At 58.9% G+C, this 25,183-nt stretch carries 24 protein-coding genes; 6 read left to right on the plus strand and 18 right to left on the minus strand.

All coding sequences use genetic code 11. From position 1 onward, the window contains the following. Positions 1–216 precede the first annotated feature (216 nt). The gene (gene mtnA / locus H097_RS24785; RefSeq protein ID WP_032863158.1) at positions 217–1,293 is read right to left on the minus strand and encodes an S-methyl-5-thioribose-1-phosphate isomerase; all 1,077 of its coding nucleotides are present in this window, start codon (positions 1,291–1,293) and stop codon (positions 217–219) included. Positions 1,294–1,403: 110 nt separating this feature from the next. Between mtnA and H097_RS24790 the strand changes: the two genes are divergently transcribed. The 5 genes from H097_RS24790 (at position 1,404) to H097_RS24810 (ending at position 6,282) form a co-directional block, all read left to right on the plus strand. Beyond that, positions 1,404–2,735 carry a TRZ/ATZ family hydrolase gene (locus tag H097_RS24790; RefSeq protein WP_032863160.1) on the plus strand — a complete coding sequence of 444 codons (1,332 nt, stop codon included), beginning with the start codon at positions 1,404–1,406 and terminating at the stop codon, positions 2,733–2,735. Between the two features lie 63 nt (positions 2,736–2,798). Further along, on the plus strand, positions 2,799–3,497 hold the full coding sequence (gene ubiG / locus H097_RS24795; protein ID WP_032863162.1) for a bifunctional 2-polyprenyl-6-hydroxyphenol methylase/3-demethylubiquinol 3-O-methyltransferase UbiG: 699 nt from the start codon (positions 2,799–2,801) through the stop codon (positions 3,495–3,497). Positions 3,498–3,501: 4 nt separating this feature from the next. Then, the gene (gene mupP, locus H097_RS24800; RefSeq protein WP_032863164.1) at positions 3,502–4,173 is read left to right on the plus strand and encodes an N-acetylmuramic acid 6-phosphate phosphatase MupP; all 672 of its coding nucleotides are present in this window, start codon (positions 3,502–3,504) and stop codon (positions 4,171–4,173) included. Positions 4,174–4,237: 64 nt separating this feature from the next. Beyond that, complete coding sequence (locus H097_RS24805) at positions 4,238–4,978, plus strand: YciK family oxidoreductase (RefSeq protein ID WP_032863166.1); 741 nt, start codon at positions 4,238–4,240, stop codon at positions 4,976–4,978. A gap of 377 nt (positions 4,979–5,355) precedes the next feature. Next, entirely contained in the window at positions 5,356–6,282 is a 927-nt protein-coding gene (locus H097_RS24810; RefSeq protein ID WP_032863168.1) for a GGDEF domain-containing protein, read from the plus strand. Between the two features lie 22 nt (positions 6,283–6,304). On the opposite strand, the gene H097_RS24815 is transcribed toward H097_RS24810, so the two are convergent. The 7 genes from H097_RS24815 to H097_RS24845 form a co-directional block, all read right to left on the minus strand. Further along, positions 6,305–7,096 (minus strand): iron-containing redox enzyme family protein, encoded by a 792-nt coding sequence (locus tag H097_RS24815; protein ID WP_032863170.1) that lies wholly within the window; start codon positions 7,094–7,096, stop codon positions 6,305–6,307. A gap of 46 nt (positions 7,097–7,142) precedes the next feature. Beyond that, complete coding sequence (locus H097_RS24820) at positions 7,143–9,605, minus strand: EAL domain-containing protein (RefSeq protein WP_032863172.1); 2,463 nt, start codon at positions 9,603–9,605, stop codon at positions 7,143–7,145. Between the two features lie 95 nt (positions 9,606–9,700). Further along, on the minus strand, positions 9,701–11,482 hold the full coding sequence (locus H097_RS24825) for an ABC transporter ATP-binding protein (RefSeq protein WP_032863439.1): 1,782 nt from the start codon (positions 11,480–11,482) through the stop codon (positions 9,701–9,703). 31 nt (positions 11,483–11,513) lie between these two features. After that, entirely contained in the window at positions 11,514–12,116 is a 603-nt protein-coding gene (locus H097_RS24830) for a DsbA family protein (protein ID WP_174553309.1), read from the minus strand. Positions 12,117–12,152: 36 nt separating this feature from the next. Further along, on the minus strand, positions 12,153–13,094 hold the full coding sequence (locus H097_RS24835) for a rhodanese-related sulfurtransferase (RefSeq protein ID WP_032863175.1): 942 nt from the start codon (positions 13,092–13,094) through the stop codon (positions 12,153–12,155). A 239-nt stretch (positions 13,095–13,333) separates the two neighbouring features. Next, positions 13,334–13,627, minus strand: a complete 294-nt coding sequence (locus H097_RS24840; protein ID WP_032863177.1) for a BolA family protein — start codon at positions 13,625–13,627, stop codon at positions 13,334–13,336. A gap of 12 nt (positions 13,628–13,639) precedes the next feature. After that, entirely contained in the window at positions 13,640–14,161 is a 522-nt protein-coding gene (locus H097_RS24845) for a DUF2059 domain-containing protein (protein ID WP_029298732.1), read from the minus strand. A 194-nt stretch (positions 14,162–14,355) separates the two neighbouring features. Between H097_RS24845 and H097_RS24850 the strand changes: the two genes are divergently transcribed. Then, complete coding sequence (locus H097_RS24850; RefSeq protein ID WP_032863180.1) at positions 14,356–15,744, plus strand: class II fumarate hydratase; 1,389 nt, start codon at positions 14,356–14,358, stop codon at positions 15,742–15,744. A 105-nt stretch (positions 15,745–15,849) separates the two neighbouring features. Here H097_RS24850 and H097_RS24855 read toward each other — a convergent pair whose 3' ends face one another. From H097_RS24855 to H097_RS24895, 10 genes are all read right to left on the minus strand, one after another. Next, a complete protein-coding gene (locus H097_RS24855; protein ID WP_032863181.1) occupies positions 15,850–16,812 on the minus strand; it encodes a DMT family transporter in 963 nt (320 codons plus the stop codon). Positions 16,813–16,975: 163 nt separating this feature from the next. Beyond that, complete coding sequence (locus H097_RS28045) at positions 16,976–17,932, minus strand: fimbrial protein (protein ID WP_082445677.1); 957 nt, start codon at positions 17,930–17,932, stop codon at positions 16,976–16,978. Between the two features lie 127 nt (positions 17,933–18,059). Then, positions 18,060–18,608, minus strand: a complete 549-nt coding sequence (locus H097_RS24860; protein ID WP_032863183.1) for a fimbrial protein — start codon at positions 18,606–18,608, stop codon at positions 18,060–18,062. A gap of 11 nt (positions 18,609–18,619) precedes the next feature. Further along, complete coding sequence (locus H097_RS24865; RefSeq protein ID WP_032863185.1) at positions 18,620–19,099, minus strand: fimbrial protein; 480 nt, start codon at positions 19,097–19,099, stop codon at positions 18,620–18,622. Positions 19,100–19,112: 13 nt separating this feature from the next. Continuing rightward, positions 19,113–19,607 carry a fimbrial protein gene (locus H097_RS24870; RefSeq protein WP_032863440.1) on the minus strand — a complete coding sequence of 165 codons (495 nt, stop codon included), beginning with the start codon at positions 19,605–19,607 and terminating at the stop codon, positions 19,113–19,115. 10 nt (positions 19,608–19,617) lie between these two features. After that, positions 19,618–20,190: a fimbrial protein gene (locus H097_RS24875; RefSeq protein ID WP_032863188.1), complete on the minus strand. Its 573-nt coding sequence runs from the start codon at positions 20,188–20,190 to the stop codon at positions 19,618–19,620. 21 nt (positions 20,191–20,211) lie between these two features. Next, positions 20,212–20,973 carry a fimbria/pilus periplasmic chaperone gene (locus tag H097_RS24880; protein WP_032863191.1) on the minus strand — a complete coding sequence of 254 codons (762 nt, stop codon included), beginning with the start codon at positions 20,971–20,973 and terminating at the stop codon, positions 20,212–20,214. After that, positions 20,970–23,561 (minus strand): outer membrane usher protein, encoded by a 2,592-nt coding sequence (locus H097_RS24885; RefSeq protein WP_149830636.1) that lies wholly within the window; start codon positions 23,559–23,561, stop codon positions 20,970–20,972. Before H097_RS24885 ends, H097_RS24880 begins: the two co-directional genes overlap by 4 nt. Before the next feature lie 19 nt (positions 23,562–23,580). Further along, positions 23,581–24,141, minus strand: a complete 561-nt coding sequence (locus tag H097_RS24890; protein WP_032863195.1) for a fimbrial protein — start codon at positions 24,139–24,141, stop codon at positions 23,581–23,583. 50 nt (positions 24,142–24,191) lie between these two features. Then, positions 24,192–24,713 (minus strand): fimbrial protein, encoded by a 522-nt coding sequence (locus H097_RS24895; RefSeq protein WP_032863197.1) that lies wholly within the window; start codon positions 24,711–24,713, stop codon positions 24,192–24,194. Positions 24,714–25,183 lie beyond the last annotated feature (470 nt).

A 25,183-nucleotide genomic window follows, 5' to 3' on the forward strand; every position in this document is an offset into this window, starting at 1 on the left:
CCTCGGGGTGACCTTGGAAACCGCCGAATGGTATCACAATCGCCGCCACGCACCTATCCCCCAGATGCGCATGGAGCGTAGTAAGTTGACGGATGACAGGCTTGAGGACGACGAGAGGGGCTCAGAGCTGGATCAAGGCTCGGATTTGCGTATGAATCCGAGGGTTTTGTTGGCTTTTCGGGCCAATCGCGAGCAATCTGCCAGACACCAACGCCCTTAGTGCAGGCGCTTACGGCACATCAACTTGGCCATCTTTGCGCTATCAGGCCGCTCGACGATGCCTTTTTCCGTCACGATCACGTCGATCAAGTCAGCAGGGGTCACGTCAAACACGGGGTTGAAGGCATTGACATCGGCAGCAAAGCGCTGCCCGGCAACCTCCAGCAACTCGCCGGCATCGCGCTCTTCCAGGGCGACGTCATCGCCAGTAGCCATCATCAGGTCCAGGGTCGAACTCGCCGCCACCACCATAAAGCGCACGCCATGGTGCATGGCGCACACCGCCAACTGATAAGTGCCGATCTTGCTGATGACATCACCATTAGCGGCGATGCAGTCGGCACCAACGATCACCCAGGTCACGCCCTTGGTTTTGAGAATATGCGCGCCCGCCGAGTCGGCGTTCACCGTGACCGGAATGCCCTCGCCCGCCAGCTCCCAGGCGGTCAACCGCGATCCGTGCAGCCACGGGCGGGTTTCGTTGGCGTAGACCTGTTCGATCATACCCTCCAGGAAAGCCGCACGGATCACCCCGAGAGCCGTGCCCACACCGCCGCTGGCCAAGGCCCCCGCATTGCCATGGGTCAGGATGGCCTGGGCGTTGCCCTGGTGCTTGCGGATCAACTCGACGCCCAATTGCGCCATCGTCAGGTTGGCTTCGCGGTCGCTTTCATGAATTGCGACAGCTTCGGCCTCCAGCACCGCCAGCGGGTCGGCGTGCTTCCGGAGGCGGTCCAGGCGATCGCGCATACGCTTGAGGGCCCAGAACAGGTTTGAAGCAGTAGGACGGGAGTCCGCCAGTAGCGCGTAGTCCTCTTCCCACGAGGCCTGCCAGTCACCACCCTCGGCGATCCGCGCGCGCGCGGCCAGCACCAGCCCGTAGGCAGCGCTGATGCCGATGGCCGGAGCGCCACGCACCACCATCGAGCGAATGGCTGCGGCCACCTCTTCGACAGTCGAGCACACCACCCAGCTTTCCCGAAACGGCAACGCACGCTGATCGAGCAGGTGCAGTGCGCCATCACGCCAATCGATGGCCTTCACCTTCTCCGCTGCCAACAGTCGATCGCGCATCCCTAACCCCGCACTCGTGAACAAAAGCCGCCGATTATAGCGATCCGCCAGCCAGGACGCTCGGGTATACTTCGCCCCTCTTTATATCACCGCCCCGGACGCTGCTCGCCATGACACCACCCGTTGCCCCGCTCGACCTCTTGCTACTGCCAACCTGGCTGGTACCGGTCGAGCCTGCCGGCGTGGTGCTCAAGGAGCATGGCCTGGGCATCCGCGACGGGCGCATTGCGTATATCGGGCCGCGTACGCAGGCCCTGAAGCTGGCGGCCCACGAAGTGCGCGAGTTGCCGGGCATACTGCTCAGTCCGGGCCTGGTCAATGCCCATGGCCACGCGGCGATGAGCCTGTTTCGCGGCCTGGCGGATGACCTGCCGCTGATGACCTGGCTGGAAAAGCACATCTGGCCCGCCGAAGCCAAGTGGGTCGATGAAGCCTTCGTGCGCGACGGCACGGACCTGGCGATCGCCGAACAGATCAAGGGCGGCATTAGCTGCTTCTCGGACATGTACTTCTTCCCCAAGATCGCCAGCGAACGCGTGCACAACAGTGGTATCCGCGCGCAGATCGCGATTCCGATCCTCGACTTTGCGATCCCTGGCGCCGCCACCGCCGACGAGGCCCTGCGCCAGGGCATCGAACTGTTTGGCGACCTCAAGCACCACCCACGGATCAAAATCGCCTTTGGCCCCCACGCGCCCTATACCGTCAGCGATGCCAACCTGGAAAAAGTCCGGGTGATCGCCGAGGAGTTGGACGCAGCCATTCATATGCACATCCACGAAACCGCCTTTGAAGTGCAGCAGTCCGTTGAGCAGTACGGCGAACGGCCCCTGGCCCGCCTCGCCCGCCTGGGGTTGCTCGGCCCGCGCCTACAGGCCGTTCATATGACCCAAATCAGCGAAGACGACCTGGCGTTGCTGGTAGAAAGCAACAGCAGCGTAATCCACTGCCCGGAATCCAACCTGAAACTGGCCAGCGGCTTCTGCCCGGTGGAACGCCTGTGGCAGGCCGGCGTCAATGTGGCAGTAGGCACCGACGGCGCGGCAAGCAACAATGACCTGGATCTGCTGGGCGAAACCCGCACCGCTGCGCTACTGGCCAAAGCCGTCGCCGGCTCGGCCAGCGCCCTGGATGCCCATCGTGCGTTGCGCATGGCCACCCTCAACGGTGCGCGAGCGATGGGCCTGGAAGCTGAAATCGGCTCGCTGGAAGTAGGCAAGGCCGCGGATATCGTGGCCTTCGACCTGTCGGGACTGGCCCAGCAACCGATCTACGATCCGGTCTCGCAGCTTATATATGCCACCGGACGCGATTGTGTGAAACACCTTTGGGTCGGCGGCAAGCCATTGCTCGACGACCGGCAACTGACACGTATGGATGAACAGCAGTTGAGCGCCACAGCCGCTGCCTGGGGCCGGCGCATCAGCGGACACCACGAATAACGCCGGCCCTGGATCAGCATTCCAGACCCGGCAAACCGTTTTATCGGATTTAGAGGACTACCCATGAGTAACGTCGACCACGCCGAAATCGCCAAATTCGAAGCCCTGGCCCATCGCTGGTGGGACCGCGAGAGCGAGTTCAAACCCCTGCACGACATCAACCCGTTGCGGGTCAACTGGATCGACGAGCGCGTCAACCTGGCCGGCAAGAAAGTCCTCGACGTAGGCTGCGGTGGCGGCATTCTCAGCGAAGCCATGGCCCAGCGTGGCGCCACGGTCATGGGCATCGACATGGGCGAAGCGCCGCTGGCCGTGGCCCAACTGCATCAGTTGGAGTCGGGCGTGAGTGTGGAATACCGGCAGATCACTGCCGAAGACCTGGCCGAAGAGTTGCCCGAGCAGTTCGACGTGGTGACTTGCCTTGAGATGCTGGAGCACGTTCCAGACCCCTCATCAGTGATCCGCGCGTGTTTCCGTATGGTCAAGCCGGGCGGCCAGGTGTTCTTCTCCACCATCAACCGCAACCCCAAGGCCTACCTGTTCGCGATCATCGGCGCCGAATACATCATGAAGCTGCTGCCGCGCGGCACCCATGACTTCAAGAAATTCATCCGTCCTTCCGAACTGGGCGCCTGGAGCCGCCAGGCCGGGCTGACAGTCAAGGACATCATCGGCCTGACCTACAACCCACTGACCAAGCACTACAAGCTGGCCAGCGACGTGGACGTCAACTACATGATCCAGACCCTGCGAGAGGAATAAGCCTGTGAAGTTGAAAGCGGTTCTTTTCGACATGGACGGTACGCTGCTCGATACCGCGCCGGACTTTATCGCCATCTGCCAGGCCATGCGCGCCGAGCGCGGGCTTGCGCCGATCAACGACCAGCATATCCGTGATGAAATCTCCGGCGGCGCCCGGGCCATGGTTGCCGTGACATTCTCCATGGACCCCGAGTCCCCAGGCTTTGAAGCGTTGCGCCTGGAGTTCCTCGAACGCTACCTCAAGGGCTGCGCGATCCACAGCAAGTTGTTTGATGGCATGGCCGAACTGCTGGAAGACATCGAGCGGTCCAAGCTGATCTGGGGCGTGGTCACCAACAAGCCACTGCGCTTCGCCGAACCGATCATGCAGCAACTGGGCCTGGCCGAGCGCTCGGCCCTGTTGATTTGCCCGGACCACGTGAAGAACAGCAAGCCCGATCCGGAGCCACTGATCCTGGCCTGCAAGATGCTCGACCTGGACCCGGCCAGCGTGCTGTTCGTCGGCGATGACCTGCGCGATATCGAGTCGGGCCGCGACGCCGGCACCCGCACCGCTGCCGTCACCTACGGCTACATCCACCCCGACGACAATGCCCGTAACTGGGGCGCCGACGTCGTGGTCGATCACCCGCTGGAACTGCGCAAGGTGCTCGATAGCGCACTCTGCAGTTGCTGACAGGTTAAATGAAGCTCCCACATTCAGATATGTGCTGCCCCACTGAATTTTGTTGAGGTCGATTATGTTTGATTACTCCGCACGCCCAGAATTGCTCAAGGACCGGGTCATCCTGGTCACCGGCGCCGGTCGCGGGATTGGTGCAGCGGCAGCCAAGACCTATGCCGCCCACGGTGCCACCGTGCTGTTGCTGGGCAAGACCGAAGCCAACCTGGCCCAGGTCTACGATGAAATCGAAGCCGCCGGCCACCCGCAGCCGGTGGTGATTCCGTTCAACCTGGAAACGGCCCTGCCTCATCAATACGATGAGCTGGCGGCAATGATCGAAAAAGAGTTCGGCCATCTCGACGGCCTGCTGCACAACGCCTCGATCATTGGCCCACGCACCCCGATCGAACAGCTGTCGGGCGAAAACTTCATGCGCGTCATGCATATCAACGTCAATGCCATGTTTATGCTGACCGCGACCTTGCTGCCGTTGCTCAAGCTGTCCCAGGACGCTTCGGTGGTGTTCACCTCCAGCAGCGTCGGACGCAAGGGTCGCGCCTACTGGGGCGCCTACGGCGTGTCGAAATTCGCCACCGAAGGCCTGATGCAGACCCTGGCCGACGAACTCGACACCGTCGCCGCAGTGCGCGCCAACAGCATCAACCCCGGCGCCACCCGCACCAGCATGCGCGCCCAGGCTTACCCTGGAGAAAACCCGGCCAACAACCCGCTGCCGGAAGAGATCATGCCGGTCTATCTGTACCTGATGGGCCCGGACAGCTCAGGGATCAATGGGCAGGCGTTTGACGCGCAATAGTTCTCAATGTGGGAGCGGGATTGCTCGCGAAGGCGGTGTGTCAGTACCAAATTTATTGACTGATACACAGCCTTCGCGAGCAAGCTCGCTCCCACAAGGGGCCGGCGCCAAATTTCCAGCACTGTGCATACGCAATAAAATCCTATCCTATTGTTTTACAAGCAATAAAAAACATTGCACAAAATGGCACGCTTTTCGCTCAAGTTTGTTTAAGCAGGCGGCGCGACGTCAAGACGTGTGGCATGGGATCAGGGGTTATAACCCCCGGTAAAGCGGACTAGACTGTTACCTATGTTTTACGGAACTGAAGGAACAGTAAAACGCCGCTCCCACCGAGCCTGTAAGACAGCATTAAGTGCTTAGAGGCCTACCTGCTTATGAAAACACCGACCCAGACCAACGCAATTGACTTCGACAGTGCCAAATTGCAGCGCCTGGGCTTTGGCCAGCCTTCCCTGATTGCACGGCGCCCCATCAGCCTCGCGCAGTTGCGTCAGCAGTTGAACCTGCAATTGCAGACCAGCCTGGAACCCGAGCGGATCCTTGGCCTGTTCTTTCGCGAAGTGCAGCGCCTGGTGCCCCTGGATGCCTTGCAATACAGCCATGAAGCCAGCGACCTGCGCCTGGAATATGGTCAGCGCGGCCATCATTCGGTGAGTTATAGCCTCAGCCATCAGGGTGAGCACCTGGGCGAACTGGTATTTCGCCGCAACCAGCGTTTCAGCGAAGAGGAACAGGGCAATCTGGAGTCGCTGCTGGCCAGTTTGCTCTATCCCATGCGCAACGCCTTGCTGTATCGCGCCGCGACCCGCAGCGCACTGCGCGACCCACTGACCGAGACCGGCAACCGCATCGCCATGGACCAGACCCTGGGCCGGGAAATCGAGATGGCCAAGCGGCATCTGCACCCGTTGTCCTTGCTGATGCTCGACATCGATCACTTCAAGCGTATCAACGACAGCCACGGCCATGCCACGGGCGACAAGGTGCTCAAGGCCGTCGCCGCCTCGATCAAGAACCAGTTGCGCAATGTGGACATGGTGTTTCGGTTTGGCGGGGAAGAGTTTCTGATCCTGCTTTCCAACACCGGCCGGGATGCCGCAGCCATGGTGGGCGAACGTCTGCGCCAGGCAGCGCAGGCCCAGGACTATTGGGCGGACACCACGCGTATCGAATTGACGGTGAGCCTGGGTTGCTCGACCCTGTTGACCGGAGAGTCCGCCGAAAGCCTGCTGCGCCGGGCCGACAATGCTTTGTATGTGGCCAAGCGCGAAGGCCGCAACCGCCTGGCAATGGCGGGGTAAACGCTACCCCGCCATGCCTGGGTCAGGCTTCGCTGGCCGCCAGCACCTGGCGCTCGCGGGTCACCGGGGTTTTCTCCAACTGCATGCAGCGCTCCAGAAACAGATACATGTAGTCGTAGCTCTTGCACACGGCCTGGCGCAGTTCCACTTGCAGCGCCTTGCTCGGGTTCATCCCGGCCAGGGTGCAGATGATCTCCAACGCTTCCCATGGATGGGCGTCGTCATACTGGGCATGCATCTTCAGCCACTTCATGGCGCGCTTGCGATCTTCCTCGGGGAAAGCTGCGGCATAGACGCCCGTCGAACACACCAGCGCAGACCACTCCCCAGTGGCCCCCTCAATGGCGTAGTTGGTAGCGGCAATGGCCACGATCAACGAATCTGCCGAACTGGTGTGCCAGCACCAATGGCTCAGTGCATGCAACTCTGGCGGTACGTTCTGCGCCTGCAACTCCTCCAGGCCAACGCCATGGGCGCGTGCCCAGTGCATCCAATAATCGGCATGGTTCAGTTCCACGCGGATATTGCGCATCAGCCAACGCCGCGCCATATCCTCGCCAGGATGACGGGCAAACTTGGTCTTGGTCAGGTTTTGTGCCATGTACAACGCAAACTGTTCAACCACCGGCCATCCACCAATCAGGTAGTGGCGCATGGTTTTGGCACTGAGCTTGTTATCGCGCATGCGCTGGTACAGTTCGTGTTCGACAACCCGGCGCTTGCTCTCGCTACAGTCCTGGATCAATTGCTGAGCCCAGGTGGGGTAGCTTGAGGCCTCCATAAGCGGGCCGGTTCTGCTGAATGTGTCGATCACTGTCGGGCTCCTTTTGATGTGTGATGTGTACAGACCGGCAGATGCTTCAGCGGAACGTGCCGGGCGCCCTGAATAACAGGGGCTGCGGGCGCGCAGGTCGACACTGCAAACTATCAAAGGTAAACAATTGCGGGCGTTCAATCAGGTAGCCCTGAGCGTAGTCCACGCCAATCTCAAGCAATGCCTGCTCGATGTGCGGTGTCTCGACAAACTCGGCAATCGTACGTTTACCCATGACATGGCCGATGTGATTGATCACTTCGACCATGGCGCGGTTAATCGGGTCGTCCAGCATATCCTTTACGAAACTTCCATCGATCTTCAGGAAGTCTACAGGTAAATGTTTGAGGTAGGCGAATGAGGACATTCCGGCGCAAAAGTCATCCAGCGAGAAGCAACAACCTAACGCTTTGAGTTCGTTGATAAAACGAATGGCACTGCCCAAATTCGAGATGGCACTGGTTTCGGTGATTTCAAAACAGATCATGCCCGGAGGAATGTCATAGGCGGCGAACTTCTCCCGCAGGAAGCGCAGGAAGTCGTCATCGCCGATGGTAATGCCCGACAGGTTGATCGCACACATCGCCATCGGCCTGCCCGGGCGCTCGATCATGCAACGGGCAATGAGCTTGAACACGTTTTCTACCACCCAGCGGTCCAACGAGGTCATCAACCCGTAACGTTCAGCGGCTGGGATAAAGCTGTCGGGCAAGATGATCCGCCCCGCTTCATCGTGCAGGCGCAGCAGGATCTCGATATGCCCGGCACCCGCCACGGTGTGGCCCAAGGGTGCAATTTCCTGGGCATATAGGCAAAAACGGTCCTCTTCCAGGGCCATGTGCAAGCGCTGGATCCAGGCCATCTCGCCAAAGCGCAAGGACAACTCGGTGTCATCGGCGTGATAGACCTGCACCCGGTTGCGGCCTTTCTCCTTGGCCATGTAGCAGGCCATATCCGCGGCCCGCAATGAGGTTTCCAGGGTGGTCGGGGTGTGCGAGATATTCACCAGACCGATACTGACCGTGGTGACAAATGGTCGCCCTTTCCAGACGAAGTGCAGGTTTTGCACGGTGTGACGCAGGCTTTCGGCGATCTTTTCGGCCACCGACGCCGGGCAGTTCTCCAGCAGAATGCCGAACTCGTCGCCCCCCAGGCGGGCCAGGGTATCGCCTTCGCGCAGGTCCGATTGCAGCAGGGCGCAGATATGGCGCAGCAACTCATCGCCCGCCGCGTGGCCACAGGTGTCATTGACCAGCTTGAACTGGTCCAGGTCGAGAAACATCAAGGCGTGGTGCCCCGATTGCTGGCGCCCGACGCCATGCAGCGCCTGCTCCAGGCGGTATTCGAACTCGCGTCGGTTGGCAAGCCCGGTCAAGGCGTCATGGGTCGCCTGCCAGGACAGATTGGCAATGTACTGGCGCTCCTGGGTCATGTCGTGCAACACCAGCACTGCACCGCTGACTTTACCGGCACTGCGGATCGGCGCACCGACCAGGGTCACGGAGACGGTGCTGCCATCCAGGCGCTGGATCAGCTTGGAATGCTCGCTGCCACCGCTAAGCTGACCACCCAGGATGTGATCGATCAGGGTAAACCCATCGGCCTGGGCGTTTTCATCCAGCAGGTTGAACAACGCAGCCAAAGGCAGGCCCTGGGCCTGAGCAGCATTCCAGTGGGTCAGGAATTCCGCCGCCGGGTTCATATAGGCGATCGCGCCATCGACATCGGTGGTGATCACTCCGTCGCCGATCGACTCCAGGGTGATCTGTGCCCGCTCCTTCTCCAGTTGCAAGGCATCGGCAAACGCATGACGCTGGGCCAATAGTTTGCGCGTGCGCAACAAGGCCAAGGCAATCAGGCCCAGGGCGGTGGCCAGGTTGGTGATCAGCAACAGGCGCAGAATCATCCTGGAGCCTTCGCCCAACGCATCACTGAAGGCCTTGGCCGCCGGCGTCACGCCATCGTTGATCGCGATAATGCGCTCTTTCCAGGCACGGATCTCGCTGCTGCTGACCTGGTTGGCCAGGATTGCCCGGTGCATCTCCTGCGCCAGGTCATCGAGTTGCACCAGGTAACCATCGCCCACGGTCCACAACTCGATGGCCTTCTCCAGATAGCTGAAATGGCGAAAGTTGAGGTACAGCCAGATCACGCTCGATACGTCATCAGGATGATTGCCACCCTTGAGAATGCCCAGGCGCGCGGCCGTCAGGTCAGGGCTGGGGCGATCCAGGGCCACGCGCAACTCATGCCCGCCCTGTGGCACGGCAATGGCGTTCTGGTATTTGAGAAAAGTCGCCTGGTCACGGTTGTCGGCGTACAGGGTCAGGTAGTAGATGGCGTCTTTCTGGCCCTTGGACCACAGGCTCTCGCCCGCCACATAGCCGCGCACGGCCGACAGCATGTAAAGACTGACGCACCCCAGCAATGCCTGGAACAGCACGACAGCAATAAAGGGCCAGACAATACCCAGTAACCGGGGTGTTCCGAGAGTTCGCTTCTGCTTCATGAGGTCCCTTGCATCAGCACAGGCGAGTAAAAACTGCTCCTGACAGCACAGCCGAGGCCAAACGCGATCCCTCCAGGATAGGGGCCAGGATCGATTCAGCGAACTTGTTGCAAGTGTCCATAAAGCTTGGCGTACAAACCGCCATCGGCAATCAGTTGCTGGTGGTCGCCATCTTCGGCAATGTGCCCACCGTCAAACACCAACACCCTATCAGCCTGCTTCACCGCCGACAAACGGTGAGCAATGATCAGTGTAGTACGCCCACTGAGAAACCGCGCCAGCGCCTGGTGCAGGTTGTACTCGGTGGCCGCATCCAGGGCCGAGGTGGCTTCGTCGAGAATCACCACCTTTGGCTCGGCCAGCACCATCCGGGCAATCGCCAGACGTTGGCGCTGGCCACCGGACAAACGTACCCCCGAGCGCCCGACAATGCTGTCCAGGCCCTGGGGCAACCCTTTGACCGTAGCATCCAACTGGGCAATTTCAAGGGCCTGCCAACAGGCCTGGTCGCTGCGTTCGCGGCCCATGGTCAGGTTGGCGCGCACGGTGTCATTGAACAGCGCGGGATGTTGCAGCACCACCGCGACATGCTCGCGGATGGTTTCCAGGCCAATCGCCTGCTGAGTCGCGCCGCCGAAGCGGATCGTGCCCGCTTGTGGGGTGTAGAGCCCCAGCAGCAGCTGCACCAAGGTACTTTTACCGCCGCCGCTGGCGCCGACAATCGCGACCTTCTCGCCCGGCGCAATGGCCAGGTTCAGCTGATTGAGCACTAACTCCTCGCCGTAGCCGAAATCCAGGCCCCGCACCTCGATGCCCACGGTTTCGCGCCCGGTAAACGGATCCTCGCCCCCGGTATATTGCGGTTCGTCGGCACGGGCCAGCAGTTCGTTGATCCGCGTCAGCGCGCCACCGGCGGCGTAGTAGGCGTATTGCAGGTTCAGCAGTTGCTCCACCGGACCGATCATGAACCACAGGTAGCTGAACACCGCGAGCATCTGACCGATGGACAGGTCGGAAAACAGCACGGTGAGCATCGCCGCCGCACGAAAAATATCGATGCCAAACTGGAACAGCAAGCCACTGGCCCGGCTGGAGGCATCGCTTTTCCATTGGGAGTTGATGGCAAAATCGCGCACTTCCTGGGCGCGCTGCCCCAGGCGCCCGAGGAAAAAGCCCTGGCGATTGCCAGCGCGTACTTCCTGGATAGCATCGAGGGTTTCCGTCAGGGCCTGGGTAAACCGCGAGGTGCTGTCGTTTTCCAGCTTCTTGAGGTGCTTGACCCGCTTGCCCAACTGCACCGTGGCGTAGATCACCAGCGGGTTGAACAGCAGGATCAACAGCGCCAGCTGCCAGTGCATCCACATCAGGATCCCGGAGGTGCCAACCAGGGTCAGCATGGCCACCAGGAAACGACTCAAGGTTTCACCGACAAACTTGTCCACAGTGTCCAGGTCAGTGACCAGGTGCGTGGTCACGGTGCCGCTGCCCAGGCTTTCGTATTCGCCCAGGGAGACGCGCTTGAGCCGTTCGATCAGCCGCACACGGATCCGGTAGACAATGTCCTTGGCCAGCCCTGCAAACAAGCGCGCCTGGACCACGTTGAATACCAACGCCGCGCAACGCAGGATCAGGGTGATCAGCAGCATCAGGCCGATATAGCCAGCAGCCTGTTGCCAGGCCGTAGGCAATGCGTGGTTCATCACCTTCAACGCGGCATCGCCATTGCCCAGCAGTACCTCATCCACCAGCAGGGGCAGGAGCAAGGGAATTGGTACGCTGCACAAGGTCGCCAATACCGCGACCCCATTGGCAATCCACAGGGCTTTTTTATGGCGCAGGGCCAGGCGGCGAATTTCTGCCCAGGTCAGCCGATCGATGCGTGCGCGTGGCTCGCCGGTATGAGACGGGTCATGCACAGGCAGCTCGCTCCAGCCAGCGACCGAGCAAAGGCGACAGCTCGGACAGCGGCTGGTAGCCGTTGGTCAACAACGCCAACTGACCGTTGCGCTCAGCCAGCAACGTGGGGAACCCAGCGATGCCCAGGTCCTGCACCCAGGTGAAATCGGCGGCCGTGGCGGCATGCTGTTCAGCGCGGTCAAAGGCCTCGGCAAACTCGATACGCGGCACGCCCGCAGTCTCGGCCAGCTCCACCAGCACACTGGCGCGGGTCACATCGCGACCTTCGACATAAAACGCCTGCTGGATCAGCCCGAGCAACGTCCAGGCGCAATCCGGCGCCAGACTGCGCGCTGTGACTATCGCGCGGCATGCCGGCTCCGTGTCATACACAAAACCGTCAGGCAAGGCGCCCTCCAGGCGAAACGGCTGGCCAGTGGCCTCAGTCACCGCCTGCCAGTGCTCCAGGATATAGCGCCGGGTGGCCGGCTCCAGCGCCGCGCCACTGCCGGTACGCAAACCGCCCACCACCAGGTGCAGCTCCACGCCCGCCGCCTGGGCCTGCTCGACCAAGGCCTTGGCCACCGGGGCAAAACCCCAGCACCAGGAACACATCGGGTCCATTACATAGAGCAGGCGTGCAGACATGGTTCAAGCCTCGGTGGATGATTGCTTGTAGTTGTAACCAATCGGGTGCGGCATGTTGCGGGCCTTGGCCAGTTCGATCTGCTTCTGGCGGTCGATCGCACTGCGACGGGTCTTCTCGGACAGCTTATCCCAGCAATGCGGGCAACTGATGCCAGCCACATAATGCTCGGATGCGCGATCCTCTACGCTAATCGGTGTGCGGCAAGCATGACATTGATCGTAGTCACCTTCGCTCAAGTCGTGGCGCACGGTCACGCGATTATCGAAAACAAAGCAGTCGCCCTGCCATTTGGTTTCTTCCTGCGGTACCTCTTCGAGGTACTTGAGGATGCCGCCCTTGAGGTGATACACCTCATCGAAGCCTTCGCTGAGCATATAGCTCGAAGCTTTTTCACAGCGAATGCCGCCCGTGCAGAACATGGCGACTTTCTTATGTTTGGCCGGGTCGAAGTTGGCTTTGATGTAGTCGGGAAATTCGCGAAAACTCGTGGTTTTCGGGTCGATCGCGCCTTCGAAGGTGCCGATCGACACTTCATAGTCGTTACGGGTGTCGATCAACAGCACTTCTGGGTCGCTGATCAACGCGTTCCAGTCTTGTGGATCAACATAGGTGCCGACTTTTTTGTTGGGGTCGACGCCTTCGACGCCCAGGGTCACGATCTCTTTCTTGAGCTTGACCTTGGTGCGATAGAACGGCTGCTCGTCGCAGTACGACTCTTTGTGGTCGATGTCGACCATGCGCGGGTCGTTCTTCAGCCAGGTCATCAGGCCATCAATGCCTTCGCGGCTACCGGAAACGGTGCCGTTGATGCCTTCTTCGGCGATCAGCAAGGTGCCCTTGATGCCGTTGTCGACCATGGCTTGCAGCAGAGGCTCGCGCAGGGTGACGTAATCTTCGAGGGTGACGAACTTATACAGTGCCGCCACGACGATGGGTTGTGTCATGGGTGTTCTCTCCAGGTGGCTACCCTCGCAAAGGGTGAACCGGATGCAAAAAAAACGCGCCGACTGAGCGGCGCGTTGCGGATTCTATCAGGGATAAACCCTGAACTGTAGGAGCGAGCTTGCTCGCGAAGCTCGTTAACGATGACGCTGGCACCCTGGGTAAACGCGGCGCCTTTGCGTTTTTCGTCGGAACGCCGCCCGGAGCCAAGCTCGCTCCTACAGAGGTTGACCGTTACCCATCAATGTCCGCCAGCGCAGGTCGGCGAGGCCGGGGCTGCGTCGGTTTTTGCCCATTCTTCAGGCGTGTAGGTATGCAGCGCCAGCGCATGGAACTCGCCCATCAGGTCGCCCAGGGTGGCGTAGACCTTCTGGTGGCGCTTGACGCGATTGAGCCCGTCGAACTGCTGGCTGACCAGCACGGCCTTGAAGTGCGTCTGCAATCCACGGCTGTGCATATGGCTTTCGTCCAGCACACTCAGGTGTTCCGGGCTCAGGGCGTCAAGCGCCGTCTCGATGCGCTGTTGCATGGTCATTGCTGGCTCCACTTACTTCTTGGCAGGCGCGGCGGCTTTTTTCGCCGGAGCCAGTTCGTTGGTCATGTCTTCCAACAGTTTGTTCACCACCGGCACTGCGCTTTCCAGCTTGGCCTGGGTCAACTGGGCCGATTGCTGGGTCAGTTGCGGCATTTTCTCCAGGACTTTCTTGCCCAGTGGCGACTTGTAGAAGGCAACCAGGTCCTTGAGTTCGGACTCGCTGAAGTTGCTGGTGTACAGCTTGACCATGTCCGGCTTGAGCTTGTTCCAGCCAATGGCCTGGTCCAGGGCGGCGTTGGCCTTGGCCTGGTAGGTGTCCAGAACGGTTTGCTTGGCGGCAGGCGCCTTGGTCTGCTCGAAACGCTGGGCAAACATTTGCTGCACTTGCATGTACACCGGGGTGCCCAGCTTGTCTGCGTGGGCCAGGGTCAGGAAGGCTTCGGCACTGGCGTTGTGGCTGGCGGTATCGGCAAGAACCTGGCCGCTGGCACATACCAGAGCAACCGCGGTACAGATGGCACGAAGACGAGTCATCGAGTTTCCTTTTCTAGCAGGCGAGGTAAGACCCCAAGGGCGACCATTCTGCGCCTAAAAAACGCTGGCACTCAACCCCACGCCTTGTAGGGCCTGGTTTTGCGGGAGTTTGGCCGATGAAATGGGTTTTATGGAACCCAAACGCGCGCCCAGGGCCTAAACTGCGCAAACCGACTACAAGGAGGGTCCCCGCGATGAGCCGTATCGAAACCGACAGCCTGGGCGAAGTACAGGTCCCGGATGACGCTTACTGGGGCGCACAGACCCAACGTTCGCTGGTCAACTTCGCCATCGGCGAGCAACGCATGCCACTGGCGGTATTGCATGCCCTGGCCTTGATCAAGAAAGCCGCGGCACGGGTCAACGACCGCAATGGCGACCTGCCCGCCGATATCGCCCGGCTGATCGAACAGGCCGCCGATGAAGTGCTTGATGGCCAGCACGACGACCAATTCCCGCTGGTGGTCTGGCAGACCGGTAGCGGCACCCAAAGCAACATGAACGCCAACGAAGTGATCGCCGGCCGCGCCAACGAGCTGTCGGGCAAGCCCCGTGGCGGCAAAAGCCCGGTACACCCCAACGATCACGTCAACCGCTCCCAGAGCTCCAACGATTGCTTCCCCACCGCCATGAGCATTGCCACCGTGCAGGCGGTGCACGAGCAGTTGCTGCCGGCGCTGCGTGAACTGTCCGGTGGCCTGGCAGAGTTGTCGGCGCGCCATATGAAGCTGGTCAAGACCGGCCGCACCCATATGATGGATGCCACCCCCATCACCTTCGGCCAGGAGGTCTCGGCGTTTATCGCGCAACTGGACTACGCCGAGCGCGCCATTCGCAGTGCCCTGCCCGCCGTCTACGAATTGGCACAGGGCGGTACGGCGGTGGGCACCGGCCTGAACTCGCCCCATGGTTTTGGCGAGGCGATCGCCGCAGAAATCGCCGCGTTGTCCGGGTTGCCATTTGTCACCGCGCCGAACAAATTCGCCGCGCTGTCGGGCCATGAACCGCTGACCACCCTGTCCGGCGCCCTGAAAACCCTGGCCGTGGCCTTGATGAAAATCGCCAACGACCTGCGCCTGCTGGGCTCGGGCCCGCGCGCTGGGCTTGCTGAGGTGCGCCTGCCGGCCAACGAGCCGGGCAGTTCGATCATGCCCGGCAAGGTCAACCCGACCCAGTGCGAGGCGCTGTCGATGCTGGCCTGCCAGGTCCTGGGCAACGACGTGACCATCGGCATTGCCGCCAGCCAAGGGCATTTGCAATTGAACGTGTACAAGCCGGTGATTATCCATAACCTGCTGGAGTCGATCCGCTTGCTCGCCGACGGCTGTCGCAACTTCCAGGAACATTGCATCGCCGGCCTTGAGCCCGACGCCGAGCAAATGGCCGAGCACCTGGAACGGGGCCTGATGCTGGTAACGGCGTTGAACCCGCATATCGGCTATGACAAGTCAGCAGAGATTGCCAAGAAAGCCTATGCCGAGGGGCTGACACTGCGCGAAGCGGCGCTGGACCTGGGCTACCTCACCGATGCCGAGTTCGACCAGTGGGTACGCCCGGAGAATATGCTCGAAGCGGGGCACTGATCCCCTCCCCTGTAGGAGCCGGCTTGCCGGCGAAAAACGTCAACGATAACGCGGGGTGTCTGATGCCCCGCGTTGCCCTCGGGCTTTTCGCCGGCAAGCCGGCTCCTACAAGGGTTGTATCAACCTTGCGCGCCGGGCCTTGAGCCCCGCGATCAAGGACGGCGCCAACGCCACCGACGCCGACCCCAGCACCACCAGTACCGCGCCACCATACCCCAGGCCGTTGATCTGTTCGGCATGTACATAATCGGGCCACAGCCAGGCTGCAATCGCCACCGCCACGAACGTCACCAACGGCGTGATCGCCAGGGTCGCACTGACCCGCGATGCTTCCCAATGGGCCAGCGCCTCGGCAAACGCGCCATAAGCAATCAGCGTATTGAAACAGCACGCCAGCAACAGCCAGCCTTGCAATGGGCTCAGTTGCAGCGCCTCCATGGGATGCACCCAGGGCAGCAGCAAAAACGCGCAGCACAGGTAAATCACCATCATCACCTGCAATGAATTCCACACCGTCAGCAATTGCTTCTGGCCCAGGGCGTAGAACACCCAGATGGTGGTCGCCAGCAAAATGGTCAGGACCCCGGCGGTGTAGGTGCCCAAGGACGTCAACAACTCTGCCAGGCGCTGGTTGAAGAACAGCGCAAAACCGATGATCAGCACCAGCAGGCCCACGCCCTGCCCCAGGCTGAAACGCTCCTTGAACAGGAACACACTGGCGATCATCAAGAAGATCGGCCCCATCTGCACCACCAGTTGCGCCGTGCCGGGGCTCAGCATCTTCAGCCCGACCAGGTACAGCACATAGTTGCCCACCAGGCCACACACCGCCATTGCCACCAACCAGCCACCGCGCTTGCCCAGGACTTTCGGGCTGGGCAGGCGTTTGACGGCGGCCAGGTACACAAACAGGCACGTACCGGACACCATCAGGCGAAACCAGGTCACGGTGATCGGGTCCATCACCTGCAGGACCTGTTTGAGCTTGATCGGCAAAATACCCCAGAGCAGCGCGGTCAGCAGGGTCAGGGATAAACCGTAGACCCAGCGGCCGGAGGAGATGTGCATGAGCGCCCCAAAAAACCAGAGGTGGAGGAGCAGGCATTCTAGGGGGATGCGGTGCGTTTTGGATATCGATCATTCCCACGCACTGAAGGCCCTCTGATTTTGACCGGGCACCCATGGCAGGCGTGCCCGGCTCGGAGCTTCGAGCCTTTAGCAAGGCTCGGCCTTATGGCACCCCCATCACGAGGACACCGCTGCCGCTGATGGCTCCGGGAGTCGGCAGGGATCCGGCTCGCCGAACGAGGGAAAATGTCACATCGTCGCCTCCTACGCTGTTGGTAATGCGGGTCAGGAACGAACCGTTCACTTGAACCGCAGAGCCTGCACGCACTAGTGCCGTGCCCACGTCAGGGTTAGTCATCATCAGTAAGCGTGAGTCGAACGCCGAGGAATTGCCTTTGTAGGTAATGGTAATCGGTGTGTTAATCCCCCCATCCGGGCATGAGTAAGTGAGTCTGCGGTTGCTGACGATGGTCGATGTCAGCGGGTCAGTGCCGATTGCTCGCTGGTGTACGTTGCCGAAGTTGATTTCGATTGGATTGTTATTGTTGATAGTGCAGGTTGATGGGGAGATGGTGAAGTTGTTGGCAGCGGTGTATGTGACGGTGAGTTGTGGTCGGGTGCTGTCGTAATTGTTCGAACTAGTAAGGCGTAACAGACCTAAGTTGTCGCCTATTCGAACATCGAACGGATTGGACGGGTAGTTACGCAGAAGAATATAGGGGGTGACATTGATCAAGTAAGAGATCCCATTATTGGGTATGGTAACTATCCCAATAGCAGACGGCACCGGCGTGTTCAGGAAATTTCCGTTGATTCGCAAACCGGTCCCTTCGCCGGCAAATTTTGGTCCCGGAGTCCAAGCGGTACCTGCTGCACTCCCACTTACCCAATAGTCCGCATGCCAAGCAGGGCCTCCGCTATAGGTAAATCGACATTCCAGCCTTGCCCCTTCCAGCAATACCCTGGTGCGGTCTGCACTCAGGGTTACCGTAACGGGGACTTGCAGGTTTGGATTGCCATTTTGCCAAGGCCCTCCATTGACCCGACAATCAACAGCCTGCGCAGTCGTAGTCACAGCAGTCAGGACAAGAAGCACAAAGGCCCCATATAGTCGTTTCATTTCGATCTCTCGTTGCACCTCCACCCAGGCACGGCCCATCGAACACGCGGTTCGTGTGTTAAAGCCACCCGGCGGAGGTTTGAGGTTTGTCCGAGGCTGTTTTCAGCCTATGAATGACGGTTCATCGCTACGGGTAATCCAACGTAAACGTAGAGGTCACCGTGTACGGGCCATGCCCTATGGTTTGATCCCTGATGGCATTCGGCTCACCCTGCACATAGGCCTTGAGCTCAATCACGTTGTTGCCATTGCTCAACACCTGCTCGTCACTGACGACATTCAGGGGCAATGGCTTGTCGCTCGGCGTCTCAAGGCCAATCCCAATACCTGAGGCACCACTGCCGCCATCCAGCGCGAACAATCCAGGAAGCGCCATGTTTTCCCTACCGCCAAACGTGATGGTGACCGTGTTGCCGATCGTGGTATTACAGTCGTCCAGGTGCAGGCGGAAAGCCTTCCCCCGCGAACGGGTGTTGATGTAGAGATGCTTGCTGGTCAAGTCCCAGAGCTCCAGCGTGATTGCCTCGTCGCCAGGGCGAATGGTGCAGGCCTGCTCAACCAGGTTGCCCTTGAAACTCAGGTTGTCCGCCGCATTTCCTGTGGGCATCAGACCGAAGGTGAGCAGAAATATCAGCCCGGCACAGGACCAACACTTATGAACAATTGCGTGTCGCATGGACTCAACTCCTACTCGTATTCGGCCAACAGCGTGGCCACCGCCGTAAACCTTGCGGGCGTCAGAATTGCACCTGGCCGTTTGACGGGGACCACTTCCAATGTCGGCGGTGATGACAAGGTGATGTCCAGTGGCGTATTGAGTAGAAACGGCACGCCATTCTGAAAAATCCGAATACCCAGTTCCGGCGCACTGGTTTGCACCGCGGAGCCATCAAACGTGGTGGATGTACCGTTAACACTCAACTTCAGTTCCCACGGGAGCGTGTCGGTACCACAGCTGATGGTGTAACCAACGCCCCGGCGGTATTTCACGCCATCGACGCGCTTTACCCCGACATCCCCAAAATCGACTTCAATCGTGTTCCCAGCATCAATCGTGCAGGGGGGAGGCTCATTAAGCGTTCCGCTGAACGTTAAGTTGGCCGACGCACCACTGCAAAGGCCGATGGAGCACAAGGCGAGCAACGCTCGCTGCTGCCAACAGGTCATTGATCGTTCCTCTTCATTGGTATTCGACCACAAGGGTGGCAGCGGCATCGAACGCCCCTCCCGTCAGCCTGCTGCCCACGCGTTTGACAGGCACCGCCTGCACCACTGGAAAGTTGGGGTACGTAAAATTCACCGCCGTATTCAGAGGCCAGTCGGCGCCATTGACGAACAGCTTTACCCCAAGGTCCGGTTTGCGGGTCAAGAGCACGCGGTTATCGAACGCAGCCCCCGGCCCCTTGAGCTCCAGGGTCATCGCGTTACTGAACGGGGCGCTGCAGGTGACGGTGTAAGGCACATCCCGACGATAATTAACCCCGTCAACCCGTGATGTCAGAAGGTCAGCCCCAAAAGGCACATCGAGCGTACTGCCGCCATTAATGACACACGGTGGAGGTGCGATGATCACCGCACGGATGATCAGACTGACCTCAGCCTGCACACCTTGGCTGACGGCCCACAGCAATCCGCCAGCAATAAGAAAGGCCCATGAGCCGGTTGCCTTAGCCATTCTTTTGCCCTTACTCATAATTGAGCCTGAAATCCACGACAGCGCGAAATACCCCACTGGTCAACGGCGCCAAGGTGCGCGTGGGCCGAACACTCCATGTCTGCGTGTTGCTGCCGAGGGTCAAAAATAACGGCTCGCCTCTTGAGCCCAGCTGTACATCCCGCCCCAGTGCATCAGTCAAGCGCAGGCCCATGCCGGTGATGCCTTGCACTTTGACCAGACGTGGGTCATTGGCATCGGCCGGTGCGATAAACGCGACCGACAGCACCGGCTGATAGGCACTCCATGTCAGATTCCCCGTACGTTCACTGCGGATGCTGCCGGCGGTGCGCTGGCAATCGGTAAAACGCAGCTGAAATAGCCTGGCGGGCGCCTGGTCACCGGGGCGCTGCAACTGACTGGCCGAGACGACACCCAAGTCAATCGTTTGATGCTGTGATGCCATTTCCAGATTGCAAGGGGTTTCATGCATGGACCCGGTAACATTCAGCAGCCCATTCTGACCATCGATATCCTGGGCATGAACGCCTCCCCCCAAGGCCAGCAACAGGCCGCCCAAGACCTTCACAATTTGCGACTTCATGAGTTTCTCCCCCAACAGGCGCTACTGATTAGGCGGTGACGCCTGCGCATTCACTTTGCAAGTATCGCCAGTGCAGGTGAAGGCCAGCAGCGGACGTCCGCCGTAATCATTCACGTAGGCCAGATAAGGTGTGGTGCCAAGGACCTTGGCTGTAGGGCCCAAGGTCAGCAAGCCTTTGGGCGGTACCATCAGCGGCTCGAAACCCTGCACGGTTTTGCCGTCCTTGCTGCTGCGCGCATCCACCAGCGTCACGTAGTAAGGCGTAGGGTTGTTCACCTGATAACGGTCGCCTTCGCGGGTCAGGGTCAGCTTTTCTTGCCAGGGGCTGGAAAAGTCTTGCTGGCTTGGCGTAATGGCTTGCGGCCGATAGAACAATTTAATCCGGGTCTGCAGGGCAATTTGCAGGGTGTTGGACTTATCGCTGCGCGGAGGAATTTCCCTCAAGTTGAAGTAGTAGACCGTCTCTCGATCCTGCGGTAGCAACTTGGCAGCCGGCAACGCCTGAACTTTCACCTGGCTTTGTTTCCCTGGCTCCAACCGTTGAACCGGTGGCAGCACAATCAAGGGCGTGGAAATCTTTTTACCCTCTTCATCCTCAATCCAGCCCTGAGCCAAATACGGCAACTGGGTATTGTTATTGGTGATGTTCACGCTGGTGGCATCTTTGCCGCCATCAAAAATCACTCGGGTACGATCCAGGCCGACAGCGGCACCAGCGCTCTGGCTCAAGCCTAGAGCGAGCAGCACGAAAGCCTGGGGGGTGAGACGTGGGTTCAACATCATGAGGATATATTCTCCGTATCGGGATGCTTGCCGGGCAACGTTGCCGGCTCAGGTAAAGCTTGAACAGTGGTTACGCTCTGGCAGTGCAGTTGCAGGGCATCCGTCAAACCATCAGCCGGCAAAATGCCTGGGAGTGTGAGGACACATTGCTCATCGCCAGCCCAACTGACGATCATCTGCTCGCCGGCTTTAATGCCGCTCAAGTAGACATTGCCAGCGTCATTCACAATCCCGGTGTCCTGCTGTTTTAAGTTCTTCACCGTCGCGCCGAAGGGCGGTGAACTACCATCCTGCAGGCGAAGAACAGCCATGGCCTTCTCACCGGAAATCACTTCCAGTGATCGATAACCAATAGCCCCTTCGGTCAGTGTCAATTGCGTCACTGATTGAGTCGCTTCGACATTGCCCGGCAAGTTCTCCAGATCGACACTGGCAGCCGTACGCTGATAACTGCTGATATCGGAGATGACGGCCTTGCCGAAGACATTACTGCGAGTCGGTGAACCGTAACCCCGCACTGGCACACCGGGTACACCTGCGGTATCAACCATCAGGCGGGTTCCACCCGTACCATTGGTCCGATGCAAGGCTGCACCGTAAGGCGTGAGTGTGCCGCCGCCGCGTGCAGACACGCTGAGGCTCCTGTAACTCCCTTCTTGCTGGCTGGCGCTCAGATCAATATCAACCTGGTCACCCATATGACTCAGATAACCATTGACGGCGTTGTTGCTTGCACCGAGTTGATAACTATTGCGCTCATCCAGACGGTCACTGTAGCGCGTTGAAAACGTGTTGCTACCTGCCGCTCTATTGGCATCCAACGACAATGTACCGGTGCGCCCCAACGGCAGACTGACCGTCAGCGCCATACCGTTATCCTTATAGTCGTACTCCTGGCTACGGTACATATTCAGCGACAGGCTCATGTTTTTAACTGTCCCTAAATTGAAGTAACGCGACACCGACAAATTCCAGCGCTGAGTGTCCGGTCGATCCCAGTAGGTTTGTTTGTTGTAACTGGCGTAGACGCTGGTCCCTAAATCACGAAACTGCTTACTCACCGTCGCCGTATAAAGGGCCTTGCTCGCACCAATAGGCTTCCAGTCATCACCCTCTCCACGCCCGCCGAGTTCGCCGTTCAACCCGTAATGACGAGCATCCAGGTACTCACTCATACTCAGAAAGTTCTTCTCGGAAAACCGGTAACCGGCAAAGGTTACTTGGCTGTCGTACTGTTCAAAGTTCTTCGAGTATTGAAGGCGGTAGGATTTACCCGAGAGCGTCTCGTTCCACACGTTTGCACGTGACTGGGTAACATCCAGTGAGACAGCCCCAAACATCAGCAAGTCCCGCCCGGCACCAATGGATAACGCACGATAGTTGTTGTCTGTTATACCGCCACCAAACAGGGACCAACCATTGCTGATCCCCCAGGAAAACTCTCCGCTGCCGAAAAAGTCGCCATCAGCGCCATATTGAAGATTGGACGGGCGCCCGGTAGCCAACTTGTAACGAACTTGTCCAGGGCGTGTCAGGTAGGGAACACCTGCCGTATCGATCTGGAAGCTGTGTACCGAGCCATCCTGTTCCTCCACCCGCACATCCAGCGAGCCCGTCACCGCATCCTGAAGATCTTGAATGCGAAAGGGGCCTGCCGCCACCAGGGTTTCATACAGCACACGGCCCTGTTGGCTGATAACAACTCTTGCATTGGTCTTGGCCACCCCAACCACTTCCGGGGCATAACCACGCAAGTTGGGTGGCAACTGGCTTTCATCCGACTTGAGTGCGGCCCCGGTAAAACGGAAGCTGTCAAACAAGTCCGAATACAGGTAGTCCTCGCCCACTACCAGGCGTGCCTTCAGCGCAGGAATGGCTCGATAAGCATAATAACGACTCCATTCCAGCCTGTGATAATCGGACGCCCCCTCGCGACTATTCTCGACACGCCCCTGCCAATCCGCCCTCAGGCGCCAGGCACCGGCATTGGCTCCAAGTGTTCCGTTACCACTGAGGTTATTGCGGGTCCCGTCATTCTTTTGATAGTTCGATTGTGCTGTCATGTTGTAATCAATCAGCAATCCCGGCACCCCCTCGTCCCAACGAGAGGGCGGATCCCAATTGATGGCGCTGTACTCAAGATAGGCCTGGGGCAGATTGATGTTCAGCGTGGAGGTGGCCAGATCACCCGTGACCTCCATGCCAGGCAAGCTTTTAACATCCAGGCACTGCCCGCCCTTCCACCACACAAGTTTGTCGGCTTCAGACGCCTTCAGGCCCAACTGTTCGACAAGACCGGGCGATAAACATGCCTGACTGCCTTTGGGATCTTTATCGGGAGGATAGAACGCCACCGATTGCTCTGGAATAGGCTGGGTATTTATCTGCACTGTCATCAAGTAGGTGCCCGGCAGAATAAAGCCACTGCGCGCAAACCGAGACAAGTCAATATTAGTGCGATCACTCAGATCAAGAACATCGGTATTAAACTCGATATCTCCGGCTCCCATTACAGTTCCTGCCAGTGATAGCAACCCGCCAAAGAGGCTTGGGCGTAGCGTATTTTTGACCTTCAACGTATTCAACATGAAAGCAGCCCATCAATATTCAGAAGTATTCCAACTTGAACCGCACAGCGGCACTGTGGGCTCCAACGGCCATCGGCAATCCGTTACCCACCAAGCGAAAGGTGTAGTGCAGCGTCATGTCACCCTCAGCTAATGGCGCCGGTGCCATTCGCTCACCCGGAACACTCTCCTGGCCAGCAGAGTCCACAATGTGCAGCGCAACTCCCTGCGAGCCACCAAAGACCGCAAAGGAGCGCCCGTCCCTATCAGTAGGGCCGTCAAACGTCACTTGCAGGTGCTGCCAGTCAGGCAGGGTTTCACCAGGACGCAACGGGTCTGGGCGAGTCAATGAGCAATTGACCAGACGCAGTTGGAAGGGGTGTGGTTCTCCCCTTGCGTTTCGCACAATCCGGCCTATTGGCTCGGGAGGCATCTCGATGGTTTGATCGACAGAGACCAGTTCCAGCCCGCAGGCTGAATCAACGACTTCCCCCCCCAGCGTGACGATCCCTTCGCCTTGCGCAGCGGCCTGTGCAAAAGCACAAGGGCTGATGAATATCGTCAATGAAGAGGCAACCGCGAGACTTATAAATGTTTTCACCTCTATCCCCCGCCAGTTCCCCCCGCCACACTAAGTGGCGGGGGGAAAACTTACTGATAAGCCAAGGTGAAGTTGGTGATCGCGCTGAAATCACCGGGGATGATTGGATCCGTAGCAGCACCTTGTACATAGGCGCCGAACTCCAGCGTGTTATCACCAGCACCAATGATCTGCGGGGCTGTAGCGACACCCAACTCAATGAGTTCATTAGCATGGGTCATCATGATGCCAATGCCGCCAGCACTACCGACAGTACCCAATGCACCCGGCACAGCGCTCGATGGCGCACCAGTGAAGGTGGTTGTCACAGTGTTATCAGTGAGGTCAGACAAACTGCAGCCTTCAAGCTCTATAAGCACACGACGGGCTTCAGACTTGCCTCCCGATTGCAACTGATGTTTTGCGATCGCCCCTAGGTGAATTGTTTGATCTACCGAGTCAGGCTTAATAGAGCAGGCACCCGAGTGGACCGACCCCAAGAACGTAACGGTTCCATCCGCTGCATTAGCCATGGAGATCGAACCCGCCAACAACCCGATAGATAACAGCGCAGCTTTGATTTTTGCTTTCATTTAAAGATTCCCACATAAACAAACGTCACTAAAGGAGCCCCACCGCAGGTGCGCGCAAGGCGTATAAAACAAGCGGTCATAACCAGTCTCATTAGCCGACTGTTTTATTTCAGGCTTTTCCAACTATTTGCATTGCAAGTCAGAACTTGTCCAATGCCAGGTAAGTTTCCACTTACCACAAGAATAAGGAAGCCACCCTTTTCGCTTAATGTCGTAGCTCTTTTACACCAAAAGACATAGGAAATTTATGGCACTTTGCCAAAACTTTAGAAGTAGCTGAAGGAATTGGACTACGCGTGATTTAATGAGAATAATTCATAGCCACACATATCCGTAAGAAGCAGATTACACACACTAAAAAATAACAACATTTACAAGAGGGAAGCCACTCAATAATTAATTCATTAAGCACGAGAGGCGACTAAGACCTCTATGAAACACGACTGCAACTGGAGACAAGCAAAAAGTCG

Origin of the sequence: Pseudomonas sp. FH4, assembly GCF_000510915.2 — a bacterium.
In the GTDB taxonomy this organism is placed as follows: domain Bacteria; phylum Pseudomonadota; class Gammaproteobacteria; order Pseudomonadales; family Pseudomonadaceae; genus Aquipseudomonas; species Aquipseudomonas brenneri.

Excerpts from the sequence above, each read along its gene's own strand:
- mtnA (WP_032863158.1), bottom strand. The coding sequence starts at position 1,293 with ATGCGCGATCGACTGTTGGCAGCGGAGAAGGTGAAGGCCATCGATTGG.
- H097_RS24790 (WP_032863160.1), top strand. The coding sequence starts at position 1,404 with ATGACACCACCCGTTGCCCCGCTCGACCTCTTGCTACTGCCAACCTGG.
- ubiG (WP_032863162.1), top strand. The coding sequence starts at position 2,799 with ATGAGTAACGTCGACCACGCCGAAATCGCCAAATTCGAAGCCCTGGCC.
- H097_RS24805 (WP_032863166.1), top strand. The coding sequence starts at position 4,238 with ATGTTTGATTACTCCGCACGCCCAGAATTGCTCAAGGACCGGGTCATC.
- H097_RS24810 (WP_032863168.1), top strand. The coding sequence starts at position 5,356 with ATGAAAACACCGACCCAGACCAACGCAATTGACTTCGACAGTGCCAAA.
- H097_RS24820 (WP_032863172.1), bottom strand. The coding sequence starts at position 9,605 with ATGAAGCAGAAGCGAACTCTCGGAACACCCCGGTTACTGGGTATTGTC.
- H097_RS24830 (WP_174553309.1), bottom strand. The coding sequence starts at position 12,116 with ATGTGTTCCTGGTGCTGGGGTTTTGCCCCGGTGGCCAAGGCCTTGGTC.
- H097_RS24835 (WP_032863175.1), bottom strand. The coding sequence starts at position 13,094 with ATGACACAACCCATCGTCGTGGCGGCACTGTATAAGTTCGTCACCCTC.
- H097_RS24840 (WP_032863177.1), bottom strand. The coding sequence starts at position 13,627 with ATGACCATGCAACAGCGCATCGAGACGGCGCTTGACGCCCTGAGCCCG.
- H097_RS24845 (WP_029298732.1), bottom strand. The coding sequence starts at position 14,161 with ATGACTCGTCTTCGTGCCATCTGTACCGCGGTTGCTCTGGTATGTGCC.
- H097_RS24850 (WP_032863180.1), top strand. The coding sequence starts at position 14,356 with ATGAGCCGTATCGAAACCGACAGCCTGGGCGAAGTACAGGTCCCGGAT.
- H097_RS24855 (WP_032863181.1), bottom strand. The coding sequence starts at position 16,812 with ATGCACATCTCCTCCGGCCGCTGGGTCTACGGTTTATCCCTGACCCTG.
- H097_RS28045 (WP_082445677.1), bottom strand. The coding sequence starts at position 17,932 with ATGAAACGACTATATGGGGCCTTTGTGCTTCTTGTCCTGACTGCTGTG.
- H097_RS24860 (WP_032863183.1), bottom strand. The coding sequence starts at position 18,608 with ATGCGACACGCAATTGTTCATAAGTGTTGGTCCTGTGCCGGGCTGATA.
- H097_RS24865 (WP_032863185.1), bottom strand. The coding sequence starts at position 19,099 with ATGACCTGTTGGCAGCAGCGAGCGTTGCTCGCCTTGTGCTCCATCGGC.
- H097_RS24870 (WP_032863440.1), bottom strand. The coding sequence starts at position 19,607 with ATGGCTAAGGCAACCGGCTCATGGGCCTTTCTTATTGCTGGCGGATTG.
- H097_RS24875 (WP_032863188.1), bottom strand. The coding sequence starts at position 20,190 with ATGAAGTCGCAAATTGTGAAGGTCTTGGGCGGCCTGTTGCTGGCCTTG.
- H097_RS24880 (WP_032863191.1), bottom strand. The coding sequence starts at position 20,973 with ATGATGTTGAACCCACGTCTCACCCCCCAGGCTTTCGTGCTGCTCGCT.
- H097_RS24885 (WP_149830636.1), bottom strand. The coding sequence starts at position 23,561 with ATGTTGAATACGTTGAAGGTCAAAAATACGCTACGCCCAAGCCTCTTT.
- H097_RS24895 (WP_032863197.1), bottom strand. The coding sequence starts at position 24,713 with ATGAAAGCAAAAATCAAAGCTGCGCTGTTATCTATCGGGTTGTTGGCG.